Origin of the sequence: Streptomyces sp. NPDC127100 (assembly GCF_042724095.1) — a bacterium.
Taxonomy (GTDB): Bacteria; Actinomycetota; Actinomycetes; order Streptomycetales; family Streptomycetaceae; genus Streptomyces.
Window position 1 is genome coordinate 1 of the sequence record NZ_JBHXFL010000006.1, and the last position, 25372, is coordinate 25372.

Annotated in this window: 25 protein-coding genes; 6 read left to right on the forward strand and 19 right to left on the reverse strand. The window is 72.6% G+C overall.

Features of this window, described 5'->3' with window-relative positions; translation table 11 throughout:
• From ACFWJB_RS09095 to ACFWJB_RS09170, 16 genes are all read right to left on the reverse strand, one after another.
• Nucleotides 1-518: flavodoxin-dependent (E)-4-hydroxy-3-methylbut-2-enyl-diphosphate synthase (locus tag ACFWJB_RS09095; RefSeq protein WP_386921231.1), on the reverse strand; the 518-nt coding region annotated here is incomplete at its 3' end.
• A gap of 4 nt (nt 519-522) precedes the next feature.
• Nucleotides 523-1545 (reverse strand): adenosyl-hopene transferase HpnH, encoded by a 1023-nt coding sequence (hpnH, locus tag ACFWJB_RS09100; RefSeq protein ID WP_385473431.1) that lies wholly within the window; start codon nt 1543-1545, stop codon nt 523-525.
• 6 nt (nt 1546-1551) lie between these two features.
• Nucleotides 1552-2193 (reverse strand): 1-hydroxy-2-methyl-2-butenyl 4-diphosphate reductase, encoded by a 642-nt coding sequence (locus tag ACFWJB_RS09105; RefSeq protein ID WP_385473428.1) that lies wholly within the window; start codon nt 2191-2193, stop codon nt 1552-1554.
• A complete protein-coding gene (gene shc / locus ACFWJB_RS09110; RefSeq protein WP_386921234.1) occupies nt 2193-4235 on the reverse strand; it encodes a squalene--hopene cyclase in 2043 nt (680 codons plus the stop codon). Before shc ends, ACFWJB_RS09105 begins: the two co-directional genes overlap by 1 nt.
• A gap of 118 nt (nt 4236-4353) precedes the next feature.
• Nucleotides 4354-5418: a polyprenyl synthetase family protein gene (locus ACFWJB_RS09115; RefSeq protein ID WP_386921468.1), complete on the reverse strand. Its 1065-nt coding sequence runs from the start codon at nt 5416-5418 to the stop codon at nt 4354-4356.
• A gap of 68 nt (nt 5419-5486) precedes the next feature.
• Complete coding sequence (hpnE, locus tag ACFWJB_RS09120; protein ID WP_385467395.1) at nt 5487-6920, reverse strand: hydroxysqualene dehydroxylase HpnE; 1434 nt, start codon at nt 6918-6920, stop codon at nt 5487-5489.
• A complete protein-coding gene (locus tag ACFWJB_RS09125; protein WP_385467392.1) occupies nt 6895-7059 on the reverse strand; it encodes a DUF6380 family protein in 165 nt (54 codons plus the stop codon). Before ACFWJB_RS09125 ends, hpnE begins: the two co-directional genes overlap by 26 nt.
• Complete coding sequence (hpnD, locus tag ACFWJB_RS09130; RefSeq protein ID WP_385467389.1) at nt 7056-8006, reverse strand: presqualene diphosphate synthase HpnD; 951 nt, start codon at nt 8004-8006, stop codon at nt 7056-7058. Before hpnD ends, ACFWJB_RS09125 begins: the two co-directional genes overlap by 4 nt.
• Nucleotides 8003-8905, reverse strand: a complete 903-nt coding sequence (hpnC, locus tag ACFWJB_RS09135) for a squalene synthase HpnC (protein ID WP_385467386.1) — start codon at nt 8903-8905, stop codon at nt 8003-8005. The genes hpnD and hpnC overlap by 4 nt, the downstream gene beginning before the upstream one ends.
• A gap of 360 nt (nt 8906-9265) precedes the next feature.
• Nucleotides 9266-10054, reverse strand: a complete 789-nt coding sequence (locus ACFWJB_RS09140; RefSeq protein ID WP_385467383.1) for an ABC transporter ATP-binding protein — start codon at nt 10052-10054, stop codon at nt 9266-9268.
• The gene (locus tag ACFWJB_RS09145; protein ID WP_385467380.1) at nt 10047-10976 is read right to left on the reverse strand and encodes an ABC transporter permease; all 930 of its coding nucleotides are present in this window, start codon (nt 10974-10976) and stop codon (nt 10047-10049) included. The genes ACFWJB_RS09140 and ACFWJB_RS09145 overlap by 8 nt, the downstream gene beginning before the upstream one ends.
• A gap of 97 nt (nt 10977-11073) precedes the next feature.
• The gene (locus tag ACFWJB_RS09150) at nt 11074-11958 is read right to left on the reverse strand and encodes a glycosyltransferase family 2 protein (protein ID WP_386921238.1); all 885 of its coding nucleotides are present in this window, start codon (nt 11956-11958) and stop codon (nt 11074-11076) included.
• Nucleotides 11955-12734 carry a CDP-alcohol phosphatidyltransferase family protein gene (locus tag ACFWJB_RS09155; RefSeq protein ID WP_386921240.1) on the reverse strand — a complete coding sequence of 260 codons (780 nt, stop codon included), beginning with the start codon at nt 12732-12734 and terminating at the stop codon, nt 11955-11957. Before ACFWJB_RS09155 ends, ACFWJB_RS09150 begins: the two co-directional genes overlap by 4 nt.
• On the reverse strand, nt 12712-13773 hold the full coding sequence (locus ACFWJB_RS09160) for an iron-containing alcohol dehydrogenase family protein (protein ID WP_385467372.1): 1062 nt from the start codon (nt 13771-13773) through the stop codon (nt 12712-12714). The genes ACFWJB_RS09155 and ACFWJB_RS09160 overlap by 23 nt, the downstream gene beginning before the upstream one ends.
• Complete coding sequence (locus tag ACFWJB_RS09165) at nt 13761-14513, reverse strand: sugar phosphate nucleotidyltransferase (RefSeq protein ID WP_386921242.1); 753 nt, start codon at nt 14511-14513, stop codon at nt 13761-13763. Before ACFWJB_RS09165 ends, ACFWJB_RS09160 begins: the two co-directional genes overlap by 13 nt.
• Nucleotides 14510-16354 (reverse strand): DUF5941 domain-containing protein, encoded by a 1845-nt coding sequence (locus ACFWJB_RS09170; protein WP_386921244.1) that lies wholly within the window; start codon nt 16352-16354, stop codon nt 14510-14512. Before ACFWJB_RS09170 ends, ACFWJB_RS09165 begins: the two co-directional genes overlap by 4 nt.
• A gap of 440 nt (nt 16355-16794) precedes the next feature.
• Here ACFWJB_RS09170 and ACFWJB_RS09175 point away from each other — a divergent pair, with 440 nt between their 5' ends.
• Together ACFWJB_RS09175 and idi are read left to right on the forward strand one after the other, a co-directional pair.
• Nucleotides 16795-17733, forward strand: coding sequence for a cation diffusion facilitator family transporter (locus ACFWJB_RS09175; RefSeq protein ID WP_386921246.1), 939 nt, complete (start codon nt 16795-16797; stop codon nt 17731-17733).
• 277 nt (nt 17734-18010) lie between these two features.
• Nucleotides 18011-18604 (forward strand): isopentenyl-diphosphate Delta-isomerase, encoded by a 594-nt coding sequence (gene idi, locus ACFWJB_RS09180; RefSeq protein ID WP_385467361.1) that lies wholly within the window; start codon nt 18011-18013, stop codon nt 18602-18604.
• 36 nt (nt 18605-18640) lie between these two features.
• Here the strand turns inward: idi and ACFWJB_RS09185 are convergent, their stop codons facing one another.
• Complete coding sequence (locus ACFWJB_RS09185; RefSeq protein WP_385467398.1) at nt 18641-19093, reverse strand: ATP-binding protein; 453 nt, start codon at nt 19091-19093, stop codon at nt 18641-18643.
• Nucleotides 19094-19297: 204 nt separating this feature from the next.
• Here ACFWJB_RS09185 and ACFWJB_RS09190 point away from each other — a divergent pair, with 204 nt between their 5' ends.
• The gene (locus tag ACFWJB_RS09190; protein WP_386921248.1) at nt 19298-20053 is read left to right on the forward strand and encodes an enoyl-CoA hydratase/isomerase family protein; all 756 of its coding nucleotides are present in this window, start codon (nt 19298-19300) and stop codon (nt 20051-20053) included.
• On the opposite strand, the gene ACFWJB_RS09195 is transcribed toward ACFWJB_RS09190, so the two are convergent.
• Complete coding sequence (locus tag ACFWJB_RS09195; protein ID WP_385467356.1) at nt 20040-20675, reverse strand: DJ-1/PfpI family protein; 636 nt, start codon at nt 20673-20675, stop codon at nt 20040-20042. The genes ACFWJB_RS09190 and ACFWJB_RS09195 overlap by 14 nt on opposite strands.
• 59 nt (nt 20676-20734) lie before the next feature.
• Entirely contained in the window at nt 20735-21694 is a 960-nt protein-coding gene (locus ACFWJB_RS09200; protein ID WP_385467353.1) for a GlxA family transcriptional regulator, read from the reverse strand.
• Between the two features lie 113 nt (nt 21695-21807).
• On the opposite strand from ACFWJB_RS09200, the gene ACFWJB_RS09205 reads away from it, so the two are divergent.
• From ACFWJB_RS09205 to ACFWJB_RS09215, 3 genes are all read left to right on the forward strand, one after another.
• Nucleotides 21808-22677, forward strand: coding sequence for a hypothetical protein (locus tag ACFWJB_RS09205; protein ID WP_385467350.1), 870 nt, complete (start codon nt 21808-21810; stop codon nt 22675-22677).
• Nucleotides 22678-22772: 95 nt separating this feature from the next.
• Complete coding sequence (locus tag ACFWJB_RS09210; RefSeq protein ID WP_385467347.1) at nt 22773-22898, forward strand: LPFR motif small protein; 126 nt, start codon at nt 22773-22775, stop codon at nt 22896-22898.
• Between the two features lie 116 nt (nt 22899-23014).
• On the forward strand, nt 23015-25369 hold the full coding sequence (locus ACFWJB_RS09215; RefSeq protein ID WP_386921251.1) for a Tex family protein: 2355 nt from the start codon (nt 23015-23017) through the stop codon (nt 25367-25369).
• The last annotated feature ends 3 nt before the right edge of the window (nt 25370-25372 follow it).

Consider the following 25372-nt stretch of genomic DNA (forward strand, 5'->3'; position numbering starts at 1 on the left):
AGGGCGGACTCGGCGAGCGCCTCGGGGGTCGCCCTGCCGTACTTCTGCAGCAGGCGCCGGTCCAGGGAGCCCGCGTTCACGCCGATGCGGATCGGCGTGCCGTGGTCCTTCGCCGCCCGGGCGATCTCCTTGACCTTGTCGTCGAACTGCTTGATGTTGCCCGGGTTCACACGGACCGCGGCGCAGCCCGCCTCGATGGCGGCGAAGACGTACTTCGGCTGGAAGTGGATGTCGGCGATCACCGGGATCTGCGACTTCTTCGCGATCACCGGCAGGGCGTCGGCGTCGTCCTGCGTGGGGCACGCCACACGCACGATCTGGCAGCCGGAGGCCGTCAGCTCGGCGATCTGCTGGAGGGTCGCGCCGATGTCGGACGTACGGGTCGTCGTCATCGACTGCACCGACACCGGGGCCCCGCCCCCGACCGCCACCGGCCCGACCTGGATCCGCCGCGACTCGCGCCGCTCGGCGATCGGCCGGACCGGTACCCCGGGGACGCCCAGGGAGACGGCGGTCACGCCCTCAGTCCCGGTTCCCGGAGACCGTCTCCCGCATGGCCCGCAGGGACTCCTTGAGCGAGCCCATGGTGGCCAGGACGGCGGTGGGCTCGTAGCCGCAGTGCGCCATGCAGTTGGCGCAGCGCGGGTCCTTGCCGCGGCCGTACTTGTCCCAGTCGGTGTCCTCGATCAGCTCCCGGTACGTGGGGACGTACCCGTCGCTCATCAGGTAGCAGGGACGCTGCCAGCCGAAGAGGGAGTAGTTCGGGATCGCCCAGGCGGTGCAGGGGAAGTCGACCTTGCCCTCGAGGAAGTCGAGGAACAGCGGGGAGTGGTTGAGCCGCCAGCGGGCCCGGTTGCCGCCCGAGAAGGCCTTCTTGAACAGCTCGCGGGTCTGCTCCACGCCCAGGAAGTGCTCCTGGTCGGGCGCCTTCTCGTAGGCGTAGGCGGGCGAGATCATCATCTCGTCGACCTTGAGGTCGTCGTTGAGGAAGTTGAGCACCTCGACGATGGTCTGCGGGGTGTCGGTGTTGAAGAAGGTCGAGTTGGTGGTGACCCGGAAGCCGCGCCGCTTGGCCTCCTTGATGGCCTCGACGGCCTCGTCGAACACCCCCTCCTTCGCCACGGACTCGTCGTGCCGCTCGCGCAGCCCGTCGATGTGCACCGCGAACGCGAAGTACGGCGAGGGAGTGAACTTGTCCATCTTCTTGCGCATGAGCAGGGCGTTGGTGCACAAGAAGACGTACTTCCGCTTGGCCACCAGCTGGCGGACGATCTCGTCGATCTGCGGGTGCATGAGCGGCTCGCCGCCGGCGATGGAGACCATCGGCGCCCCGGATTCGAGCACCGCCCCCACCGCCTGCGCGACCGGCATGCGCTGCTTGAGCACACCGGCCGGGTGCTGGATCTTGCCGCATCCCTCGCACTTGAGATTGCAGGCGAACAACGGCTCCAGCTCCACGATCAGCGGGAACTTGTCCCGCCGCCGGAGCTTCTGTTCGGCCAAGTATGTAGCGACCTTGATGGACTGACGCAGCGGCATGGCCATCTGGGCTCACCTCCTGGGGAGCGGCAAAGAACGGTGCCATTCGAAAAACGCGGGAAGTACGGACCGAAGGACGCGGAAAGCCGATATTCCACCGCGCACGGTGCCGATCCGGACGAGTTCGTGTTCGGGAGCGTCCACGACCACCCGGACGGCCGCAACGGGGCGCGGGCCCGCGCGGACGGCGCTCAGGAGCGTGGCGGCGGACTCCATGTCGACGGCGATCGCGCCGGTCGCGAGCAGGTCGGCGCGCTCGGGACCGCGCACGACGTGGTCCGAGCCGGTCAGCGGCCCGGTATGTACGGTGCGGCCGGGCACGGCGCGCACCAGTTCCTTGACGAGCCGGTCGGTGCCGGCGCACCCGACCGTGCCCCGCGGGTCCCGGGTCTCCTCGGCGACGACCAGGTCGCCGGGGTGCATCCCGGGGGCGAGTCCCGCGCAGAAGCCCGTGGCCAGCACGGCGGCGTCGCCGAACCCCGGGCCGGCCAGGACCCGGGCGACGGAGCGTTCGGCCGCCTTCGGTCCCATGCCGGTGCGCAGGACCGTGACCGGCCCCCCGGCCCCGCCGCGGTCGCCGGCGCGCAGGGCGAGGTGCTCGATGCCGAGCGCGCAGGCGATCAGCAGCGGGGCCGGTCCGGGCTGGGCGCTCATCAGCTCCCCTTCGCCTCTGACAGCGACTCGGCGAACGCCTGGACCGTGCGGGGCGCCTTGGCGAAGGGCTCGCCGTGGACGTACCGGCCGAGCGCGGTGAGCGGGAACACCTGCCGGTAGAGGTGGTAGTTGATGGAGAAGTCCCAGGGGAAGCCGGTGCCGGTGAAGTACGGCTCGTCCCAGGATCCGTCCTCCCGCTGGGTGGCGGCGAGCCACCCGATGCCGCGCTCGACGGCCTTGGAGTCCCGCTCCCCCGCCGCCAGCAGGGCCATCAGCGCCCAGGCCGTCTGGGAGGCGGTGGAGGCGCCCCTGCCGCTCCACTCCCTGACGTGGCGGTAGGAGCGCAGGTCCTCGCCCCAGCCGCCGTCGTCGTTCTGGACGGACTCCAGCCAGGTCACCGCGCGGCGGACGGCCGGGTGCGAGGCGGGGATGCCCGCGGCGGTCAGGGCGGGGACGACGGAGCCTGTGCCGTAGACGTAGTTGACGCCCCAGCGGCCGAACCAGGAGCCGTCCGCCTCCTGCTCGGCGAGCAGCCACTCGATGCCGCGCCGGGTGCGCGGGTCGTGGGCGAGGCCCTCGACCGCGAGCATCTCCACGACGTGCGCGGTGACGTCCGCGGACGGCGGGTCGATCACCTCGCCGAAGTCGCAGAACGGCAGGCGGTTGGGGAAGGCGCTGGTGTTGTCGACGTCGAAGGCGCCCCAGGCGCCGTTCCTCGACTGCATGCCGAGGTTCCAGCGCACCCCGCGCGCGATGGCCTTCTCCGTGCGCTCGGCGTCGTGGTGCCGGACGCGGCGCAGGGCGAGGACGACCTCGGCGGTGTCGTCGATGTCGGGGTAGTTGTCGTTGTGGAACTCGAAGGCCCAGCCGCCGGGCGGAAGACCGGGCCGCTTCACCGACCAGTCGCCGGGACGCACGACCTGCTCGCCGAGCATCCAGTCCGCGGCCTTCACCAGCTGCGGATGGTCCGCGGGCACCCCGGCGTCGGCGAGCGCGATGGTCGCCAGACAGGTGTCCCAGACCGGGGACTGGCAGGCCTCGATCATCCGGGCCCCGTCCTCGCGCCACACGGCGAAGCGGTCCAGGGACTCCAGGCCGGCCCGCATGACGGGGTGCCCGAGGTCGTAGCCGAGGAGGTGGAGGGCGATGACCGAGTACACGGCCGGGGGCTGGATACCGCCCCAGCAGCCGTCGTTCTCCTGCCGTTCGACGATCCAGCGGGCGGCCGTGTTCATCGCGGCCCGGCGCAGGCGTTTCGGCGCCACCCTGCGGTAGACGTGCAGCGCCTTGTCGAGGCGCTGGAAGAGGCCGTCCCAGCTCGCCGCCGGTGCCAGGGGGCGGGGCGGGTTGGGCCGGCCCGGGTCGGTGTGCAGTTCGTCGAGCGGGAACGGCGCCGGGCGCACCGGCCGCTTCGCCGAGACGACGGTCAGCGGCACGATGGTCTGCCGGGCCCAGCAGCCGAAGTCGTAGATGTTCAGCGGCACCCAGGTCGGGAAGTAGATCAGCTCCGGCGGGAGTTCGGGCAGGTCGTCCCACTTCCACCAGCCGAACAGGGCCAGCCAGATCCGGGTGAAGACGCGGGAGGCGGCGATGCCGCCCCGGGCCCGGACCCATTCCGCGGCCTTCGCCATGTGCGGGGCGTCGGGTGCGTCGCCTGCCAGGCGGAGGGCGACGTAGGCCTCGACGGTCGCGGACAGGTCTCCGGGGCCGCCGTGGAAGGTGGCCCAGGTGCCGTCCTCGCGCTGCTCGCCGCGGATGAAGAGAGCCGCGGCGCGGGTGGTCTCCGCGTCCCGGATGCCGAGGAACTGACGCAGGAGCAGGTCCTCGGCGTCCATCGTGACGTTGGTCTCGAGGTCGCCCTTCCACCAGCCCTCGGCGTCCTGCAGGGAGAGCAGGAAGTCGGTGGCGCGCTGGGTCGCGCGGACGGCGGCTTGGTGTACCCCGGCCGCCGCGGCGGGGCTCGTGATGTCGGCTGTTTCGCTGGCCGCGGCTGCGCGGGACGGGAGGGTCGCCCCGGTGCTTCCGTCGGTCGTCGCTGTCATGGCTTCCCCTTCGTGCAGTGTGCAGGTGGTGCTTCTGCTGTGGGTCCGCCGTCGGCCGGTGCTCCGCTTCCCGCGACACCGGCCGGCGACTACGCGAGGGCTATTCGACCGATAGTGATCATCTCTTTCGTACGACGACGAAGTCGGCGAGCGCCGTGAACCGGTCCCGTACCCGGTCGGGCATGTCGACGGCGTCGAGGGCTTCGATGGCGATGGTGTGCTGGCGGCGCGCCTCGTCGGCGGTCCACTCGCGTCCGCCCGCCTCCTCGATGAGGGCGGCGCGGGCCGCGAACTCCTCCTCGGAGAAGTTCGCGAAGTCGCTGCTCTTGGCGTCGGCGGCGAGGATCTCCCCGAGCCGTTCGGAGGCGGGGCCGCCCGCGTCCAGGGCGGCCACGACCGGCAGGGACTTCTTGCGCTGGCGCAGGTCGCTCCAGGTCTGCTTGCCGGTGGCGTCCGGGTCGCCCCAGATGCCGAGGAGGTCGTCGACGGCCTGGAAGGCGAGGCCCAGGTGGTAGCCGTACCGCTCCAGGGTGTCGGCGGTGCGCTCGTCGGCGCCGCCGAGCACCGCGCCGATGGAGCTGGCGCAGGCGAGCAGGGCGCCGGTCTTGTTGCCCTCCATCTCCAGGCACTCCTCGACGCTGACCCGGTCGCGGTGCTCGTAGGAGATGTCCTGCGCCTGGCCGTCGATCAGGGCGCGGGACGCGCGGGTCAGCCGGCGGGTGGCGCGGCCCGCGTCGACGGTGCCGAGCTCCAGCAGCACCTCGTTGGCCAGGGCGAACAGGGCGTCGCCGACCAGGATGGCCTGGGCGGGGCCGTGCACCTTCCAGACGGTGTCCCGGTGGCGGCGCTGCTCGTCGCCGTCCATCAGGTCGTCGTGCAGGAGGGAGAAGTTGTGCACCAGCTCCACGGCGACCGCGCCGGGCACCCCGACCTCGGGCGCGGCGCCGGTGACCTCGGCGGAGAGCAGCGCGAGCGCGGGCCGGACGGCCTTGCCGCCGTCGCCGTCCGCGGGGTTGCCCTGGGCGTCGATCCAGCCGAAGTGGTAGGCGGCGACGGTGTCCATGGGGGGTGCCAGGCTTTCGACGGCCGCTCGCAGCACCGGCGTGGACAGGTCCCGGCCGCGCTCCAGGAGCGAGGCCACGTCCACCGTGGTCCGTCGATCGGCCTTCGGGGCCGGGGGCACAGTGGACACAGTCTCTCCTCCAGTTGCGGTACCGGGAGTGCGGGAGTCGGTCCCACGCGGATCGGTTCTCATGCCGCCTCCTCGAAGTCGGGGAGTCGGTCGCGGGACCGTCCCAGGGCGGCGAGCGCGGCTCCCGCCGCCCCGACACCGCTGCGGACGGCACTCTCCATGGTCGCGGGCCACCCGGTGGCGGTCCACGCCCCGGCCAGGTACAGGCCGGGTGCCTTGGTGCGGGCGCCGGGCCTGAGCCGGCCGACACCGGGGGCCGGCGCGAAGGTCGCGGTGCGCTCCCGGGTGACGAAGAAGTCCCTCACCTCGGCGCCCCGGGCGCGCGGCAGCAGCCGTTCGAGTTCGGGCAGGTAGCGCTCGCGCAGCGTGGCCACGGGCGTGTCGATCTCGTCCTGCGCGGTCGACTGGGACAGCGCCAGGTACTGACCGTCCTTCAGGCCGGAGGCCGCGGTGCGGTCGAAGACCCACTGCACGGGGGTGCCGAGGGCCGTGAGGAAGGGCGCCGCGAGGACCTGCCGGTCGTAGAGCACATGGATGTTGAGGATCGGTGCGGTGCCGATCTCCAGCAGGTTTCCGGGGGCGTCGAGCGCGCCCGGGGGCAGCAGTCCGTGCGCCTCGCGCTGCGGTACGGCGAGGACGACCGCGTCCGCCGCGAGCGTTTCGCCGGGGGCCTGAACGCTCCACTCCCCGTCTCCGTTCCTGTGGACGGAGGTGACGCGTGTACGGACCTCGGTACGGACGCCCGCGGAGTCGAGCGCCCTGCGGGCCAGCCCGTCGTGCAGTTCGCCCAGGGGGACGCGGGCCCAGCCGATGTCGGCCGCGCCCGGGTCGGACAGCAGGCCGGTCTTGAACACCATCGCGGCGAGCCCGAGCGAGGCGTCGCCGGCGGCCGCGTTGAGGGTGGCGACGCCGACCAGGTCCCACAGGGCCTCGACGGCACGCGCCGACTGACCGTGCGCGGTCAACCAGCTGCCGAAGTCCTGGCCGTCCAGCGCCGGATCGGCGGGGTCGAGGCCCTTGAGCGCGAGGGCGGCCCGCCCGACCCGGGCGCGGTCGGCCAGCGAGAGGTGCGGGTACGCGGCGAGGCTGCGCCCCAGGTGCAGGGGCACGGGCAGCGCGTCGCGGCGCAGCCGGCCGAGGCGCCGTCCCTCGGGCTTGGCCAGGTCGACGACGGGCACGTCGAGACGTTCCTGCACCGGCGCGAGCGCCGTCCCGCCGACGCGGTCGAGGAACCAGCGGTAGGCGGTGCAGCAGCGCAGGTAGACGTGCTGCCCGTTGTCGACGGTCAGCTCGCCGCGCCGGAAGGAGAAGGCGAGCCCGCCCAGACGCGGCCGTCCCTCCAGAAGGGTGACGCGGACCCCGGCGTCGGCGAGTGCGAGCGCGGCGGTGACACCGGCGAGTCCGCCGCCGACCACGACGGCGTGTCTGCCGGCTGGGACGGCGGAGACGTCCCCGAGGGGCCCGTCGTCACGCATGCCGTTGCCGTGGGTCATCGTGCACCTTTCCTGCCCGGTCGCCGTGGTGTGTGAACGCTGTACGGCCGACCGTCTCAGTCAGGGACGCCGTCCGCCACCCGAGGGTTGCCCGCCGCCGGGTGCCGGGAGACCCGCCGTGCGCCGGTGCGCCCCTCACGGGCGCCTCCTGACGGCCCGCCGGGCCACGTGCCGGGTGTCCAGCCCGGACAGCCCGCGCACGGCGACGTACGCCTTCTCCCGCCCGGGCAGCGAGACCCTGCCGCGCAGCACGGCCTCCGGGTCGCGCTCGATGCGGTCGAGGAGGCGGCGGTAGATGCCGGCCATGGCGGCGACGCAGGCACCGCTGCGCCGGTCGAGCATCGGGAGCAGCCGGTAGCCCTCGGCGAAGAGGGCGCGGGCCCGGCGCACCTCGAAGTGCACCAGGCCGGCGAAGTCGGAGCCCTCCGGTGGCGTCGGTCCCCCGAACCCGGCCGAGCAGCCGAACTTGGCGAGGTCGTCGGCGGGCAGATAGGTGCGGCCGTCCTCCGCGTCCTCGCGGACGTCCCGGAGGATGTTGGTCAGCTGGAGCGCGAGCCCGAGCGTGTCGGCGTACTCGGGCGCGCGCTCGGCGCCGTGCGCCCCCGCTCCGGTGCCGAAGACGCCGAGCGAGAGGCGTCCGATGGCACCGGCGACGCAGCGGCAGTAGACCTTCAGATCGTCCCAGGTCTCGTAGGTCTCGCCCCTGAGGTCCATCTGGACGCCGTCGATCAGTTCGTCCAGCCCGCCCAGCGGGATCGGGAACCGCCGCGCGGCGTGGGCCAGGGCCACGGCCACGGGGTCGGTGTCGTCCTCGCCGACCGCGCCCTCCTGCACGCGGCCGAGCAGCGCCCGGGTCTCCTCCAACCGGACGACCTTGACGTCGGCCGGCAGATCGCCGTCGCCGATGTCGTCGACGCGGCGCGAGAAGGCGTACAGCGCCGACATCGCCCGGCGCTTGGGCGTCGGCAGGAGCCGGATGCCGTAGGCGAAGTTCCGGGCCTGCTGTCCGGTGACGGTCTCGCAGTAGCTGTACGCGGCGAGTACCGGAGCGGACACGTGTGCTGACGACTCCACGGTCCGGATCACCCCTTTCCTCGCAGGGTCGAGCCCACCTCGCGCAGCAACCGGACCTTACCGGGCTTGGGCGGGCCGGGAAGTACGTCGTGACCGGCGGCGGCGATCGCCCCGACGGCCGCCCTCCCCCCGGCCACGAATCCCGCGAGCAGCAGCCTCAGCCTTCCGTGGACGCTGCCCACCAGGGGGGAACCCTCGTCCAGCAGATCGCGGGCCCGGCCGGCCTCGAAGGCGATCAGGGCGCGCACCGACGCGCCCGCGGTGGGCGCGGCGAGGTCCGCCTCCTGGACGTGGAAGCGCTTCATGTCCTCGGCGGGCACGTAGACGCGGTCCCGGGTCAGGTCCTCGGCGACGTCCTGGAGGTGCTCGACGATCTGCAGGGCCGTGCAGATCCGGTCGGAGTGGCGGATCCGCTCGGGTGTGGAGGTGCCGGTGACGGCGAGGACGAGACGGCCGACCGGGTTGGCGGACAGCTCGCAGTAGGCGAGGAGGTCGTCGTAGGTCTCGTACCGGCCGACCAGCTGGTCCTGGCGGTTGGCGGCGATGAGACCGAGGAAGGGCTCGGGGGTGAGCGAGCGGCGGCGCACGGTGGGCTGCAGGCGCCGCAGCAGGGGGTGGCGGGGCGTGCCGTCGAAGACCCGGCGCAGGTCGGCCTCGAAGGCGTCCAGCATCAGCAGCCGGTCGCCGGCGCCGTCGTCGGGGACGCCGAGCAGGCGGGCGTCGGCACCGCCGGGGGCCAGGTCGCCGTCGCCGATGTCGTCGACCAGGCGCGCGAAGCCGTAGACGGCCATGAGGTCGGTGCGCCAGTCGCGGGGCAGGAAGAAGGGGGCCACGGGGAAGTTCTCGCCCGCGGCCTTGTCGAGCGTGGCGCGTTCCGGGTCCACGGCGTGCGCCGTGGCGGTCACCGTCATCGCCGGCTGCCCGGGACGGGGACGGCGCACGCTCCGCGGAGCAGGGGAGTTTCCGTAGCCATTGCCGTCACATCTCCCGTTCTACACTGCCGACCCAATACACACTATTTCGGACACGCCGCCCGGCCGCCCGTGCGGCGGGCCCGCTCGAGGGTGACGGGCATTATGGCCCCATGTGCCGCGTTTGGGGACCGGTACAGCTTACGTCGTACGACTCACCGAGCTCCGCCGGGGTCTTCCCCGCCTCACCACAACTCACCGGCGGGCTCCAAGATTCCCTGTCCGCACAGGAGTTGACGCTTCCTTTGCAGACGCGGGGCCCCGCCGGAACAGTTCCGGCGGGGCCCCGGGCGTGTCGGGCTACTTGCCCGTGAACTTCTCGTACTCCTTGAGCACCTCGTCGGTCGGCCCGTCCATGCGCAGTTCGCCGCGTTCCAGCCACAGGACGCGGTTGCAGGTGTCGCGGATGGACTTGTTGTTGTGGCTGACCAGGAAGACCGTGCCGGCCTCCTTGCGCAGCTCGCGGATGCGTTCCTCGGAGCGCGTCTGGAACTTGCGGTCGCCGGTGGCCAGGGCCTCGTCGATCATGAGGACGTCGTGGTCCTTGGCGGCGGCGATGGAGAAGCGCAGCCGGGCGGCCATGCCGGAGGAGTAGGTGCGCATCGGCAGCGTGATGAAGTCGCCCTTCTCGTTGATGCCGGAGAAGTCGACGATGTCCTGGTAGCGGGCCTTGATCTCCTCGCGGCTCATGCCCATGGCGAGTCCGCCCAGGATGACGTTGCGCTCGCCGGTCAGGTCGTTCATCAGGGCCGCGTTCACCCCGAGCAGGGACGGCTGGCCGTCGGTGTAGACCTTGCCCTTCTCGGCGGGCAGCAGGCCGGCGATGGCCCGCAGCAGCGTCGACTTGCCGGAACCGTTGGAGCCGATCAGGCCGATGGCCTCGCCCCGGTAGGCGACGAAGGAGACGCCCCGCACGGCGTGCACCTTGCGCACGCCCCGCTCCGCCCGGCCGGAGCCTCGCCCCACGATGCGGCTGAGGGCCGCGGTGGCGCTGCCCTTGCCGGTCCTGGCCCCGTTGACGCGGTAGACGATGTGGACGTCCTCCGCGATGACCGTGGGCACCCGCTCGTCCTGCTGCTGCTCAGCCACGGCCGTACCTCTCCTCCGCCTTCCAGAAGTACACGAAGCCGCCGGCCACGGCGAGGACGGCCCAGCCGGCCGCCACCGCCCACACGTGCGGCGGGAGGTTGCCGGAGCCGTAGCCGTCGATCAGGGCGAAGCGCATCAGGTCCATGTACACGGCCGCCGGGTTCCACTGGAGCACGTCGGCGATCCAGGACGGCTTGTCCTTGAGCATGACCGGGATGGAGAACATGACGCCGGAGGCGTACATCCAGGTCCGCATGATGAACGGCATCAGCTGCGCCAGGTCCGGCGTCTTGGCCCCCATCCGCGCCACGATCAGCGCGACACCGGCGTTGAAGAGGAACTGCAGGGCGAGCGCCGGGACGATCAGCACCCAGGACAGCGTGGGATAGCTGCCGAAGGCCACGGCCACGATGAAGAGCACGATCATCGAGAAGAGCAGCTGCTGGAGCTGCTGGAGCGCGAAGGAGACCGGCAGCGAGGCGCGCGGGAAGTGCAGGGCGCGCACCAGGCCCAGGTTGCCCGAGATCGCGCGGACGCCGGCCATCGCCGAGGACTGCGTGAAGGTGAAGACGAAGATCCCCGTCACCAGGAACGGGATGTACACGTCCTTCGGCATGCCCCTGCCCGCGTCCAGGATCAGGCCGAAGATCAGGTAGTAGACCAGCGCGTTCAGCAGCGGGGTGGCCACCTGCCACACCTGGCCGAGCTTCGCCTGGCTGTACTGGGCGGTCAGCTTCGCCTGCGAGAAGGCGAGGATGAAGTGCCGCCGGCCCCAGAGCTGACGGACGTACTCGACGAGGGACGGCCGGGCGCCGCTCACGGCCAGGCCGTACTTGGCGGCGAGCCGTGCCGCCGTGAGGCCCTCGTCGGGCGACACGGGCCTGGTCATCGCGACCGTGCCGTCGTGCGTTGTCTCACTCACTAGTGGAAACTTTCGTCTTCGTCGATGCGTGGCCCCTGCGGGCCCGGCATGAGCCGGCCGGCCTCGGACGGCCGGAGTTCTCTCGGATACGAGCTTGTCAGATCACCGGAGGCCGGCCCAGCCGGGTCAGCCGCCACACCGTACGCCACTTCATGGGCCGGCGAGGACCGCACGAGGTTCCCCAGCCCTCCCGGAAACCGCCGAACCAGGCCTTCAGGGCCGGGCGCGAGGGACGGCGCAGCAGCGTGAGCAGCAGCCACACCCCGAGGTAGACGGGCACGAGGAGCGCGGGGAGGTTGCGGCGGGCGAGCCAGACGCGGTTGCGGGCGACCATGCGGTGGTAGACCGCGTGCCGCGAGGGCGCCGTCGTCGGGTGGTACAGCACCATGTCGGACCGGTAGTCGATCATCCAGCCGGCGTCGAGGGCCCGCCAGGCCAGGTCGGTCTCCTCGTGGGCGTAGAAGAACTCGTCCGGCAGGTTGCCGACCTCCGCGAGGACGCGGGTGCGGACGGCGTTGGCGCCGCCGAGGAAGGTGGTGACCCGGGAGGAGCGCATCGGGTCGGAGGCGCGCAGACGCGGCACGTGCCGGCGCTGGGTCTCGCCGGTGTCCGGGTCGGCGATGCGGAAGCTGATGATGCCGAGTTCCGGGTCGTCCGTGAACGCCTTGCGGCACAGCTCGGCGGTGTCGGTCCGGGCGAGCAGTCCGTCGTCGTCGAGGAAGAGCAGGATGTCGACGTCGGTGCCGCCGGGGCCGAAGGCCTCGATGCCGACGTTGCGGCCGCCGGGGATGCCCAGGTTCTCGGGCAGCTCGACGGTGCGGACGCCGGCGGGCACCTCCGGGACGGGTGAGCCGTTGCCGACGACGACGACCTCGACCGGGTCGCCGTCCTGCCCGGCGACCGAGTCGAGCAGGGCGCGCAGTTCCCCGGGGCGGTTGCCCATGGTGATGACGACCGCGCCGACCTTCGGGGCCCCGCTCATCGCAGCCTGCTGGAGGCGAGGACGGACACCAGGTGCAGCAGGGTCTGCAGGAGGGCGATGCCGGCCAGGACGGCGGTGCCGAGGCGGGTGAAGAACAGGTCGCCGCGGCTCGCGTCCACGACGGCGAGGACGAGGATCAGCAGGGACGCCTCGATGCCGAGGATCAGCCGGTGGAACTTGAGCGCACCGGCGGCCCGGCGGGCCAGGGCCATGCCGGAGGAGCGCGGCTCGGAGGCGGCCTCCTCGACCGGCGGCATCCCGGCCTGGTGCCGGGCAACGCCGACCAGGTCGGTCTCGGCCTTGATCAGGACGGCGCCGAGGGCGGCCAGGGTGCCGAGGAAGGCCCACAGCCAGTCGATCCGGCCGGTGCCCCAGAGGTCGGCGGCGCGCAGGCCGAGCCCGACGAGGACCGCGGCGTCGGTGAGGTAGGCACCGACGCGGTCCAGGTAGACGCCGCCGAGCGAGTACTGCTTCTTCCAGCGCGCGATCTCGCCGTCGACGCAGTCCAGCAGCAGGTACAGCTGGACCGCCACCACGCCGAGCACGGCGCCCGTGATGCCGGGCACCAGCAGCGCCGGGGCGGCGAGGACGCCGCAGACGGTCATCAGGTACGTGAGCTGGTTGGGTGTGATCCTGGTGTTCACCAGGTAGCGGTCGATCCGCAGCGAGACCTCGCGCATGTAGAGGCGTCCCGCCCAGTGCTCACCGCTGCGCCGGTCCTTGACCCCCGCGGGATGGACGACCGGGCGTAGTTCAGCTACCGATGGCCTTGACATAGTCGGCGTACATGTCCTTGATCTGGTCGGTCGTGAGGTCGAGGTGTTCGAGGATCGTGTAGCGGCCGGGCCGGGTCTGGGGCGCGAACTCCACGGCCCGGACGAACTCGTCCGGGGTGAAACCGATCTCCTGGGGCAGCACCGGCAGTCCGTGCCGGCGCAGGACCCCGGCCATGTACACCGACTCCTCGTGGGCACCGCGCAGGTACATCGCGAACGCCGCGCCCAGGCCGCACTGCTCGCCGTGGGCCGCCGCGCGCTGCGGGAAGAGCAGGTCGAAGGCGTGGTTGATCTCGTGGCAGGCGCCGGAGGACGGGCGCGAGTCGCCGGACACCGACATGGCGATGCCGCTGAGCACCAGGGCCTCCGCCAGCACCTGGAGGAACTCGTTGTCGCCGACGCCGCCCGGGTGCCGCAGCACGGCCTCGCCGGCCTGGCGGGCCATCGCGGCGGCGAGGCCGTCGATGCGCTCGCCCTTGACGCGGTTGGCCAGCTCCCAGTCCGCGATCGCGGAGACGTTGGAGACGGCGTCGCCGATGCCGGCGCGCACGTACCGCACCGGCGCCGCGCGGATGACGTCCAAGTCGATGACGACCGCGATCGGGTTGGGCACGCCGTAGGAGCCGCGGCCCGCGTCATTGTCGAGGGTGGCGACCGGGGAGCACAGGCCGTCGTGCGCGAGGTTGGTCGGCACGGCGACCAGCGGCAGGCCGACGCGCGCCGCTGCGAACTTGGCGCAGTCGATGATCTTGCCGCCGCCGAGGCCGACGACCGCGTCGTAGTGGCCGCCCTTCATGGCGCCGGCCAGCTTGATGGCGTCGTCGAGGGTGCCGCCGCCGACCTCGTACCAGTCGGCGCCGGGCAGCGACGGGGCGACGCGTTCGCGCAGCCGGGCACCGGAGCCGCCGCTGACCGCGACGGCGAGCTTGCCCGAGTGGGAGATGCGCTCGTCGGCGAGCACACAGCCCAGGTCGTCGAGGGCACCCGGGCGGATGTCCACGACGACCGGCGACGGGATGAGCCTCGTCAGTACTGGCACGCGATCTCCCGTCCCCTGGCGAGGTCGTCGTGGTTGTCGATCTCGACCCACTTGACGTCGCCGATGGGCTCCACGTCGATCCGGAAGCCGCGGTTGACCAGCTCCTGGTAGCCGTCCTCGTAGTACAGCTGCGGGTCGCGCTCGAAGGTGGTCCTCAGCGCGTCGGCCAGCTCCGCGGCGGCCTCGCCCTCGATGAGGGTGACGCCGATGTACTCGCCGGTCGCCTCGGCCGGGTCCATCAGCTTGGTGATGCGCTGGACGCCCTTGTCGGGGTCGACGACGACCTTCATCTCCTCCTCGGCGAGGGACTTCACGGTGTCCAGCGCCAGGATGATCCGCTTGCCGTCGCCGCGGGCGGCGAGCAGGGTCTTCTCGACGGAGACCGGGTGCACGGTGTCGCCGTTGGCGAGGATCACGCCGTCCTTGAGGGCGTCACGGCCGCACCACAGGGAGTAGGCGTTGTTCCACTCCTCGGCCTTGTCGTTGTCGATGAGGGTGAGCTTGACGCCGTACTTCTGCTCCAGCGCCTCCTTGCGCTCGTACACGGCCTCCTTGCGGTACCCGACGATCACCCCGACCTCGGTGAGGCCGACCTCGGCGAAGTTGCCCAGGGTCAGGTCCAGCACCGTGATGTCGTCCTCCGCGCCCTCGGGGCCGACCGGGACCAGTGCCTTGGGCAGGGTGTCGGTGTAGGGGCGCAGACGGCGTCCGGCGCCGGCCGCCAGCACGAGGCCGATCATGCGGGTTCTCCTTCGTCGTGTACGGCGGGTGCGCCGACCTTGTGGGCGGCGACCCAGAAACGGATGCTCTCGACGAGCACCACGAGGGCGACGGCCACGGCGAGGACCGTGAGCGCGACCTTGAGAGCGGAGGCGGTGAGCAGCACGGCCAGCACCGTGACCAGCAGCGTGCGGCCCTCGTGCCCCCCGATCGCCCGCACCAGCCAGTGCGGGGGCGCACCCGCGTTGCCGCGGATGCGGTAGACCGTGTCGTAGTGATGGTAGGCGACCGCGGCCACCAGCCCGAAAGCCGCCGGAAGCGCCCCGTTCACGTCCGCTTTCGCCGCCAGCACCAGGACGGTGCCGTACTCGGCGGCGCGCAGGAAGGGCGGGACCAGCCAGTCGAGGGCGCCCTTGAGGGGACGGGCGACGGCGAGCGCGGACGTCAGCACGTAGACGGCCGCGGCGACGGCCGGCCACGGGCCGCCGAAATCGGTGAACGCGGCCGTCGCGACGACGGCGAGGCCGCCGAGGAGGGCGACCGCGGGGGCGGTGGAGCCGGGCAGCCGGCGGGCGGGCCCGCGCAGGCCGGCGGCGACGGCCTCGGCGAGCGGGCCGGAGTCGGCGAGGTCCGCGAGCGCCTTCGCCGCCCGGTCGGTCCGGGTGGCCCTGCGGGTGAGCGAGCGCAGGACGCGGCCTGCCGTGGTGTACGTCGCGGCGAACGCGCAGCCGATCAGCAGCGCGTAGAAGGTGATCCTCGGGGTGGTGGCCGCGGTCAGGACGGCGATCATGAGCCAGCGTTCGCCGATGGGCAGGACGATCATGCGGCGCACCCAGACCGTCCAGCCGACGCTGTCGAGCTTGTCGGAGAGCGCCGCGGTGGGGCTGGTGTTGGCGGTGGCGTCGTGGTTGGCCTCGTTGAAGGAGAAGTCCACGACGTGCCGGCAGGTCTGGAGGACCATCGCGCCGAGTGCGAGGGCCCATACGTCGTCATGGCCGCCGCCGCGGGCGGCGCCGAGGGCGAGGCCCGCGTAGTAGGCGTACTCCTTGGCGCGGTCGAAGGTGGCGTCCAGCCAGGCGCCGAGGGTGGAGTACTGCAGGGAGTAGCGGGCGAGCTGCCCGTCGGTGCAGTCGAGCACGAAGGAGGCGATCAGCAGGACGCCGGCGGCGACGAAGCCGCCGCGGGTGCCGGTGGCCGCGCAGGCCGCCGCTATGAGCGCGGTGAGCAGCGAGGCGGTGGTGACCTGGTTGGGGGTCAGTCCGCGGCGCGCGCACCAGCGGGCGATGTAGCGGGAGTAGGGGCTGATGAGGAAGGTGGTGACGAAGCCGTCGCGGGCCTTGACCGCCGACTTCAGGCGTACGGCCTCGTCGTCGACGGAGGCCACGGCCTGCCGTGCCTCGTTGCGGGCCTGCGGGTCGGTGGGCACGACGGCGACGAGACTGCCGAGCTCCGGCCGGTGCACGTCGGTGCCGTCGGCGTCGAGCGCGGAGACGATCCGGTCGGCGAGGCTGTCGACGACCTCCACGTCCGCCCCGGCCCGCGCGGGGGCTCGCCCTGCCGAGGAGCTCTCCCGGGCCATCGCTCGGGTGAGGGCCCGGCGGGCGTCGGGCTGCGCGGTCACGGCGCCGGGGATCGCGGCGATCGGGAAGCGCGGGTCGGTGAGGCCGAGGCGCAGGGCGTGCGGATGGCCCACGAAGCGGGCGTCGACGACGGCGACCCGCTCCTCGCCCGGTACCTGGGCCAGCAGCGTCTCGGCGTCCGCCGTGTCGGAGGCGAGCCGAACCTCGAAGCCGAGGGACCGCAGCTCGCTCTCGACGGACGAACCGGGGACCGGCTGACCGGTGAGGATGGCGGTCGACAACCGAACTCACTCCCTGGTGCCGGCGCCAGCGCGCCGGCCTGTGCATGGTGGAGCGCCCGTGCCTGGGGCACCCGGGCGGCATGTCGGCAGAGGTTATCGGATGCCCGGAACACCGTGTTCACCGCCCGTTTCACGGTCGGTCGACGCCGCTTGCACCCGCCTTAGCCGCGATCATCATCGGGGATCCGGGGCCCGCCCCACAAACCGCGCTCCCCAAACGGACATCAAGGGCATCGCGCAGTGTCGAGGGGTGTGCGCGGAGGGTCAGACCGGACCGCGGGCGAGCGGACTCCGGGGCCGTTCCGGCATCCGGGCAGCGCGCTGACCTGCGTAACGTTTCCGCAGGTCAGGGCACATGACAACGGTGTTCAGTGCCGCGTTGCCTGATACCCCCCACCCGTAGTTGACTGGGGATCCGCAGACACAGGGAGGCGGCCTTCATGGGGGCAGGGCACGATCACGGACACGCGCACGGCGCGCACGGCGGCGGGACGGCGACGGCCGCGTACCGCGGCAGGCTGCGGGGTGCGCTGGCGATCACGCTCACCGTCATGGTCGTCGAGATCGTCGGCGGTGTGCTCGCCGACTCCCTCGCGCTGGTCGCCGACGCGGCGCACATGGCGACGGACGCGCTCGGGCTGGGCATGGCGCTGCTGGCGATCCACTTCGCGAACCGGCCGCCGAGCGACCGGCGCACCTTCGGCTACGCCCGCGCGGAGATCCTCGCGGCCCTGGCGAACTGTCTGCTGCTGCTCGGGGTCGGCGGGTACGTCCTGTACGAGGCGATCGAGCGGTTCATCACACCGGCCGGCACCGCGGGCGGGCTGACCGTCGTCTTCGGCGTGATCGGCCTGGTGGCGAACATGGTGTCGCTGACGCTGCTGATGCGGGGGCAGAAGGACAGCCTGAACGTGCGCGGTGCCTTCCTGGAGGTGGCGGCGGACGCGCTGGGCTCGCTGGCGGTGATCGTCTCGGCGCTGGTGATCCTGGCCACCGGCTGGCAGGCGGCCGACCCGATCGCCTCCCTGCTGATCGGCCTGATGATCGTGCCGCGCACGCTGCGGCTGCTGCGGGAGACGCTGGACGTGCTGCTGGAGGCGGCCCCCAAGAGCGTGGACATCGCCGAGGTGCGCGCCCACATACTCGCGCTGGACGGCGTCGAGGACGTCCACGACCTGCACGCGTGGACCATCACGTCGGGCATGCCCGTCCTGTCGGCGCACGTGGTGGTGAGCGGCGAGGCGCTGAGCACGATCGGCCACGAGAAGATGCTGCACGAGCTGCAGGGCTGCCTGGGCGATCACTTCGACGTGGAGCACTGCACCTTCCAGCTGGAGCCGGGCGGGCACGCGGAGCACGAGGCCCGGCTGTGCCACTGAGGCCGGGGGCGTGGGCGGGTGCGGTGTGCGCCGGGGGGCGCCGGCGTCCGCCGGTCCCCGCGTCCCCGCTCCCCCGGCGCTCCCCGAGGTCGCGTCCCGGACGGTTCCGGGCGGGCGGCGCAGGGCACGATCCTCCATCGGGCCCCCTCGGCGCGTCCGACCGGTGAAGGCCGCGGCCCGCGCGAGCGCGCGGGACATGCGGGTGTGCCGGTAAGTGCCGGGTGTACCGAACGCGTGGGGCACACTTGGGGCGCGAGGACCGATGTGAAGGATGGGTATGCCGATCACTCCTGCCACCGCGACGCACAGTTCGTCGAACGGCACCGCAGACGCGATTTTGCTGGAACTGGTCGACGAGAACGGCGTGACGATCGGTACCGCGGAGAAGCTCGCCGCGCACCAGCCACCAGGACGGCTGCACCGCGCCTTCTCCGTGTTCCTCTTCGACGAGCGCGGCCGGCTGCTGCTCCAGCAGCGGGCCCTGGGCAAGTACCACTCCCCCGGTGTGTGGTCCAACACCTGCTGCGGTCACCCCTACCCCGGTGAGGCGCCGTTCGCCGCCGCGGCCCGGCGGACGTTCGAGGAGCTCGGTGTCTCGCCGTCGCTGCTCGCCGAGGCGGGCACGGTGCGCTACAACCACCCGGACCCGGCCTCGGGGCTGGTCGAGCAGGAGTACAACCACCTGTTCGTCGGCCTGGTGCAGGCACCTGTGCGGCCCGACGCGGAGGAAGTGGCCGGGACGGCGTTCGTGACCCCGGACGAGCTGGCCGAACGGCACGCGAAGGACACCTTCTCGGCGTGGTTCATGACGGTGCTGGACGCGGCCAGGCCCGCCGTCCGCGAGCTGACGGGCCCCTCCGCCGGCTGGTGAGCGGCGCCGGCGCGGGGCGCGCCCGGGCGCCCCGCGCTAGTGCGGTGCGGGCTTGAGCGGCAGGGCGGCCCAGATCACCTTGCCGCCGCTCGCCGTGTGAGCGACGTCGCACGCCCCGCCCGCCTCGAGGGTGATCTCCCGGACCAGGAGCAGGCCGCGCCCGCCCGTCCGGCCGTGGTCCGTCTCCAGGGCGGTCGGGCGGTAGGGGTGGCTGTCCTCCACGGACACCCGGACCCATTCGGGTCCGACGGCGACCTCCACGGCGAGCGTCGGCGACAGCACCGCCGCGTGCCGGACGGCGTTCGTGACCAGCTCGGAGACGATCAGCAGCAGACCCTGGGCGACGTCGTCGCAGACCGGTACGCCCTGGCGTACCAGCAGGTCCCGGACGGCGTGCCGGGCCTGCGGGACCGAGGCGTCGACGGCGGGCGCGGTGAACCGCCAGACGCCTTCGTACGGCAGCGGCTGCGGAGGCCCGGTCTCGTCCATCGTCCGGTCGCCGCCCTCGGGCTCGATTGTCACCACACTCAGAGTGTTGGTAACGCGCCCCTCCGCGCCAGGGAACTGAACACAAGTCAGCAACTATCGAACGGTTCTGACCGTTGGCGTATGACCGGGTCGGTTGTGGGACCGTTCCTGTCCCGCGCACACCTGCTCCGTGGAGCGCCGGCACGGGTGGATAGCATCCGGCGCATGGAGCCGCATCTGCTGCACCGGGTCCGCGACTCGGTGGCCACCGTCGTCGTCCACCACCCGGCCAAGCGCAACGCCATGACGGCCGCGATGTGGCGGGCGCTGCCGGAGCTGCTCGGCGGTCTGGCGGGCGACCCCTCGGTGCGGGCGCTGGTGCTCACCGGTGAGGGCGCGACGTTCTGCGCCGGGGCCGACATTTCGACCCTGCGGGAGTCCGCCGAGGAGGCGCAGCTGCTCGCCGTGCGCGCCGAGGAGGCCCTCGCGGCCTTTCCCAAGCCCACGCTGGCGGCGATCCGCGGTCACTGCGTGGGCGGCGGCGCCCAGCTGGCGGCGGCCTGCGACCTGCGGTTCGCCGAGGAGGGGGCGCTGTTCGGCGTCACCCCCGCGAAGCTGGGCGTGGTGTATCCGGCGTCGGCGACCCGGCGGCTGGTGTCGCTGGTGGGACCGGCCACCGCGAAGTACCTGCTGTTCTCGGGCGAGTTGATCGACGCCGGGCGGGCGCTGCGCACCGGTCTGGTCGACGAGGTGCTGCCGGGGGAGGAACTCGACAAGCGGGTGGCCGAGTTCACCCGCGTCCTGGTCTCCCGTTCGCAGCTGACGCAGGCCGCGGCGAAGGAGTTCGCGGGCGGCCGCACCGACCGCGACGAGCACTGGACCGCGCAGGCACGCGGCAGCGGCGACACCGCGGAGGGCGTCGCCGCGTTCCTGGAGCGCAGGCAGCCGCGGTTCGGCTGGAGCGTGCCTACGTCAGGATGAAGCGGCTCCCGGTGCGGAACTCCTCGACGAGACGCGCCGGAGCCTTCTGCGGGGACCCGGCGTCGTAGGGCGGCTGCGGGTCGTACTCGGTCAGCAGCTGGACCGCCTGGGCGTGCTCGTCTCCGGCGATCCGGCCTACCAGGGCGAGGCCCATGTCGATGCCGGAGGAGACGCCGGCCGCGGTGACGTACTTGCCGTCCGTGACCACCCGCTCCCCGGTCGGCTCGGCGCCGAACCGCTTCAACAGCTCCAGGGCCAGCCAGTGCGAGGTGGCGCGGCGGCCGGTGAGCAGCCCCGCCGCGGCGAGCAGCAGGGAGCCGGAGCAGACGGAGGTGGTCCAGGTGCTGGTGGCGTCCGCGGCGCGCAGCCAGTCCAGCAGGGTCCCGTTGTCCATCTGCGCCTCCTGACCGGGGCCGCCCGGCACCAGGACGACGTCCGGGGCCGGTACGTCCGCGAGGGTCCGGTCGGCGGTCAGCGCGAGACTCCCCGTGTCGTTGCGGACGGGGCCGGTCCGCTCGGCGGCGAAGACGGTCTCCGCGTCCGGGATGCGGCTCAGGATCTCGTACGGGCCCACGGCGTCGAGGGCGGTGAAGCGGTCGAAGAGGACGATGGCGATCTGCACGTGTGGCCTTTCGTGGGGACTGGTGGGCTTCGTGTTCATCCGGTGGGCGGGGGTGGTCGTCAGCGGGCGGCCGCGGGCCGGAACCGGCGGCGGTACTCGGCCGGTGAGGTGCCGAGGGCCTTGACGAAGGCGCGGCGCATGGCCTCCGGGGTGCCGTAGCCGCTGGCGCGGGAGATCTCCTCGATGCCGTCGCCGCCGTCCTCCAGCAGCCGGCGGGCGTGTTCCAGGCGCACCCGGTCGACGTACCGGCCGGGCGTCGTACCGGTCTCGGCCTGGAAGGCGCGGGCGAAGTGGCGCGGGGACAGGGCCGCGCGGGCGGCGAGGGACTCGACGCTCAGATCCTCGGTGGGGTGCTCGGTGATCCACTGCTGAACCTCGCGCAGCGGTTCGCGGCGCGCGGTCTGGGCGGCGAGCTGGGCGCTGAACTGTGCCTGGTTGCCGGGCCGGCGCAGGAAGACCACCAGGTGGCGGGCGACGGTGAGGGCGGCGTCCCTGCCCAGGTCCTCCTCCACCAGGGCGAGCGCGAGGTCGATGCCGGCGGTGACACCGGCGGACGTGGCGACGTGGCCGTCGCGGACGTAGATCGGGTCGGGGTCGACCTCGACGGCCGGGTGCTCACGGGCGAGCCGGTCGCAGTAGGTCCAGTGGGTGGTGGCGCGGCGGCCGTCCAGCAGGCCGGCCGCGGCGAGCAGGCCGGCTCCGGTGCAGACGGAGACCAGGCGCGGGGCGCGGGGCCCGTGCGTGCGCAGCCACGCGATGAGGCGCGGGTCCGGCTTCCGGGTGCCGGGGCCGCCGGGGACCAGCAGGGTGTGCGGGCCGGACACCTCGGTGAGGGCTCGTTCCGGTACGACGGTCAGGCCGCTGGACGTCCGCACGGGAGCGCCGTCCAGGGAGGCGGTGCGGATGCGGTACGTGCCGGGCGTGTGGGTCTCGGCGCCCGCGAAGACCTCCACGGGGCCGGTGACATCGAGGCTCTGGACGTCGTCGAAGAGGACGACGAGAACGGTGCGCTGCGCCATGCCGCCGATTCTTCGGCCGCCCCGCGATGACCACAATGACGAGTTCCCCACCTTTCCTGCCGTGCCTCCAGCACCCCTGGAGGGCGTACTGAGCGGTTGGTAACCTGCCCGGCATGACAACCGCCGCTCTCGACGCCCGTGCCGGCCGCCGCTGCCACAACGCGCTGAACTCCCTGCACTCGACGCACTACTTCTCGCCCGACGTGGGCCGCGAGCTGGCGGCACTCGGGGTCACCGACCCGCGGGCCGTCAACTTCGCGGTGCGCGCCGCCGCGCTCGGTCCGGTCGGGGCCGGTGCCGTGACGGCGACGTTCTACAACTACAAGCACGACCTGGTGGCGCGGCACGTGCCCGCCGTGTGGGAGACGGTCACGCCCGCTCAGGTCCTGGAGGCCCGCCTGCGTGCCGTCGACGCGACCCTGCGCCGCCTGCTGGGCGAGGAGGCCGTGGCGTCCGCGGAGATGGCGGAGGCGGCCGGACTGGCGCTCCGGGCCGCCGAGGGCTGCTCGCGCGGCGCACGCCCGCTGTACTCGGCCCACGCCGACCTGCCCGTGCCCGGCGATCCGCACCTCGCGCTGTGGCACGCGGCGACCCTGCTGCGCGAGCACCGGGGCGACGGGCACGTCGCCGCGCTGCTGGCCGCGGGCCTCGACGGCCTGGAGGCGCTGGTGACGCACACCGCGACCGGCCGGGGCATGACGCCGAAGTGGGTCTTCACCACCCGTGGCTGGAACCAGGAGGAGTGGGACGCGGCGTCGGACCGGCTGCGGGAGCGCGGGGTGCTCGACGACGCCGGTGAGCTGACCGAGCGGGGCGTCGCCCTGCGCGACGGCATCGAGCGCGAGACGGACCGGATGGACGACGCCCCGTACGCGCACCTGGGCGCGGAGGGCGTGGCACGTCTGACGGAGCTGGGGGCGGTCTTCGCGCGCAGGGCACTCGGTGCCGGCGCCTTCCCGGCGGACCTGCTCGGCAAGCGCTGAGCCCCCGGTCCGTGCGCACGGGGCATGCGGGGCCGATCCCGAGGTACCTGTACTACTCCCGGCCGGAGGGGCCGGGAGTAGGAAAGGGGCTTCACGTGTTCCGTGCCATCGCAGACGTCCTGCGCCAGATCGGTGGCGCCGTCGCCACCGTCGTCACGCTTCCGTTCCGGGCGGTGGCCCGGCTGTTCGGCGGGGCCTCGTCCTCGGCCCGCAGGGCCTGATGCCCCGTCGCCGTGCCGTCCGGCCGCGACGGGGCCGGGCGGCGCCCTGATCCCCGATTGTCGTCGTCACCTGCCACAATTGCCGCGCAACCTCTGTGAGAAGGCGGTACGGGATCGTGACGACACCCGGATCCAGCGCGTCCATCGACGTGAGGTCCATCGAAAGCAGGATCGCCGAGGAGCTCGGCGTACGGGAGCGGCAGGTGAAGGCCGCGGTGGAGCTGCTCGACGGCGGCTCGACGGTGCCCTTCATCGCCCGCTACCGCAAGGAAGCGACCGAGATGCTCGACGACGCGCAGCTGCGCACGCTCGAGGAACGGCTGCGCTATCTGCGGGAGCTGGAGGAGCGGCGTTCCGCGATCCTCGACTCGGTGCGCGAGCAGGGCAAGCTCACCGAGGAGCTCCGGGCCCGGATCCTGGAGGCGGAGACCAAGGCCCGCCTGGAGGACATCTACCTGCCGTTCAAGCCCAAGCGGCGCACGAAGGCGCAGATCGCGCGGGAGGCCGGTCTTGAGCCGCTGGCCGAGGGGCTGCTCGGCGACCCGTCGGTGGACCCGCTCTCCGCGGCCGCCGCGTTCGTCGACGCCGGCAAGGGGGTGGCCGATCCGCAGGCCGCCCTGGACGGCGCCCGGGCGATCCTGACCGAGAAGTTCTCGGAGGACGCCGACCTGATCGGTGAGCTGCGCGAGCGGATGTGGGTGCGCGGACGGCTCGCCGCCAAGGTGAAGGCGGGCAAGGAGGAGGCCGGCGCCAAGTTCGCCGACTACTTCGACTTCACCGAGCCCTTCACCGAGCTGCCCTCGCACCGGATCCTCGCGATGCTGCGCGGCGAGAAGGAGGACGTCCTCGACCTCGTCCTGGAGCCCGAGGAGCCCACCGACGGGCCGTCGTCGTACGAGGCGATCGTCGCGAGCAGGTACGGGATCGCCGACCGCGGGCGGCCCGGTGACAAGTGGCTCGCGGACACGGTCCGCTGGGCCTGGCGCACGCGGGTCCTGGTCCACCTCGGCATCGATCTGCGGCTGCGGCTGCGCACGGCCGCCGAGGACGAGGCGGTGAACGTCTTCGCCGCCAACCTGCGCGACCTGCTGCTGGCCGCCCCGGCCGGGACGCGTGCGACGCTCGGCCTGGACCCGGGCTTCCGCACCGGTGTCAAGGTCGCCGTGATCGACGCGACCGGCAAGGTCGTGGCCACGGACGTGATCCACCCCCACGTCCCCGCCAACCGGTGGGACGAGGCGATCGCCAGGCTGGCACGGCTGGCGAAGGAGCACGCGGTCGAGCTGGTCGCGATCGGCAACGGCACGGCGTCCCGCGAGACCGACAAGCTCGCTGGTGAACTCATCACCAAGCACCCGGAGTTGAAGCTCACCAAGGTGATGGTGTCCGAGGCGGGCGCCTCGGTGTACTCGGCGTCCGCCTTCGCCTCGCAGGAACTGCCCGACATGGACGTGTCGCTGCGCGGCGCCGTGTCGATCGCCAGGCGCCTCCAGGACCCGCTGGCCGAGCTGGTGAAGATCGACCCGAAGTCGATCGGCGTCGGCCAGTACCAGCACGACCTGTCCGAGGTGAAGCTGTCGCGCTCGCTGGACGCGGTGGTCGAGGACTGTGTGAACGGCGTGGGCGTGGACGTCAACACGGCCTCCGCGCCGCTGCTGGCCCGTGTCTCCGGCATCACCTCCGGGCTCGCCGAGAACATCGTGGCGCACCGCGACGCGAACGGGCCGTTCCGCTCGCGGACCGAGCTGAAGAAGGTGTCGCGGCTCGGGCCGAAGGCGTACGAGCAGTGCGCGGGCTTCCTGCGGATCCGGGGCGGCGACGACCCGCTGGACTCGTCCAGCGTGCACCCCGAGGCCTACCCGGTGGTGCGGCGGATGGTGAAGACCGCCGGGCAGGAGGTGGCCGGGCTGATCGGCAACACCTCGGTGCTGCGGTCGCTGCGGCCGGCGGAGTTCGTGGACGACAAGTTCGGCCTGCCGACGGTGAGCGACATCCTGAAGGAACTGGAGAAGCCGGGGCGCGACCCGCGGCCGGCGTTCAAGACCGCCACCTTCAAGGAGGGCGTGGAGAAGATCTCCGACCTGGCGTCCGGGATGGTCCTGGAGGGCGTCGTCACGAACGTGGCCGCCTTCGGGGCGTTCGTCGACGTCGGCGTGCACCAGGACGGGCTCGTGCACGTGTCCGCGATGTCGAAGACGTTCGTGAAGGACCCGCGGGACGTGGTGAAGCCCGGGGACATCGTGAAGGTGAAGGTGCTGGACGTCGACATCCCGCGCAAGCGGATCTCGCTGACGCTGCGGCTGGACGACGAGGCCGCCCCGCAGACGGAGCAGAAGCGGGAGCGCGGCGGGAAGCCGCCCCGGCAGCGGCAGCAGCGGCAGCCGTCCGGGGGGAAGGGGCGGTCGTCGGCCGCGCCGGCTCCCTCCAACGGGGCGATGGCGGACGCGCTGCGGCGGGCCGGGCTGGCGTAGTCG

Excerpts from the sequence above, each read along its gene's own strand:
- hpnH (WP_385473431.1), bottom strand. The coding sequence starts at position 1,545 with ATGGCCATGCCGCTGCGTCAGTCCATCAAGGTCGCTACATACTTGGCC.
- ACFWJB_RS09105 (WP_385473428.1), bottom strand. The coding sequence starts at position 2,193 with ATGAGCGCCCAGCCCGGACCGGCCCCGCTGCTGATCGCCTGCGCGCTC.
- shc (WP_386921234.1), bottom strand. The coding sequence starts at position 4,235 with ATGACAGCGACGACCGACGGAAGCACCGGGGCGACCCTCCCGTCCCGC.
- hpnE (WP_385467395.1), bottom strand. The coding sequence starts at position 6,920 with ATGACCCACGGCAACGGCATGCGTGACGACGGGCCCCTCGGGGACGTC.
- hpnC (WP_385467386.1), bottom strand. The coding sequence starts at position 8,905 with ATGACGGTGACCGCCACGGCGCACGCCGTGGACCCGGAACGCGCCACG.
- ACFWJB_RS09150 (WP_386921238.1), bottom strand. The coding sequence starts at position 11,958 with ATGAGCGGGGCCCCGAAGGTCGGCGCGGTCGTCATCACCATGGGCAAC.
- ACFWJB_RS09155 (WP_386921240.1), bottom strand. The coding sequence starts at position 12,734 with ATGTCAAGGCCATCGGTAGCTGAACTACGCCCGGTCGTCCATCCCGCG.
- ACFWJB_RS09165 (WP_386921242.1), bottom strand. The coding sequence starts at position 14,513 with ATGATCGGCCTCGTGCTGGCGGCCGGCGCCGGACGCCGTCTGCGCCCC.
- ACFWJB_RS09175 (WP_386921246.1), top strand. The coding sequence starts at position 16,795 with ATGGGGGCAGGGCACGATCACGGACACGCGCACGGCGCGCACGGCGGC.
- idi (WP_385467361.1), top strand. The coding sequence starts at position 18,011 with ATGCCGATCACTCCTGCCACCGCGACGCACAGTTCGTCGAACGGCACC.
- ACFWJB_RS09185 (WP_385467398.1), bottom strand. The coding sequence starts at position 19,093 with ATGGACGAGACCGGGCCTCCGCAGCCGCTGCCGTACGAAGGCGTCTGG.
- ACFWJB_RS09190 (WP_386921248.1), top strand. The coding sequence starts at position 19,298 with ATGGAGCCGCATCTGCTGCACCGGGTCCGCGACTCGGTGGCCACCGTC.
- ACFWJB_RS09200 (WP_385467353.1), bottom strand. The coding sequence starts at position 21,694 with ATGGCGCAGCGCACCGTTCTCGTCGTCCTCTTCGACGACGTCCAGAGC.
- ACFWJB_RS09205 (WP_385467350.1), top strand. The coding sequence starts at position 21,808 with ATGACAACCGCCGCTCTCGACGCCCGTGCCGGCCGCCGCTGCCACAAC.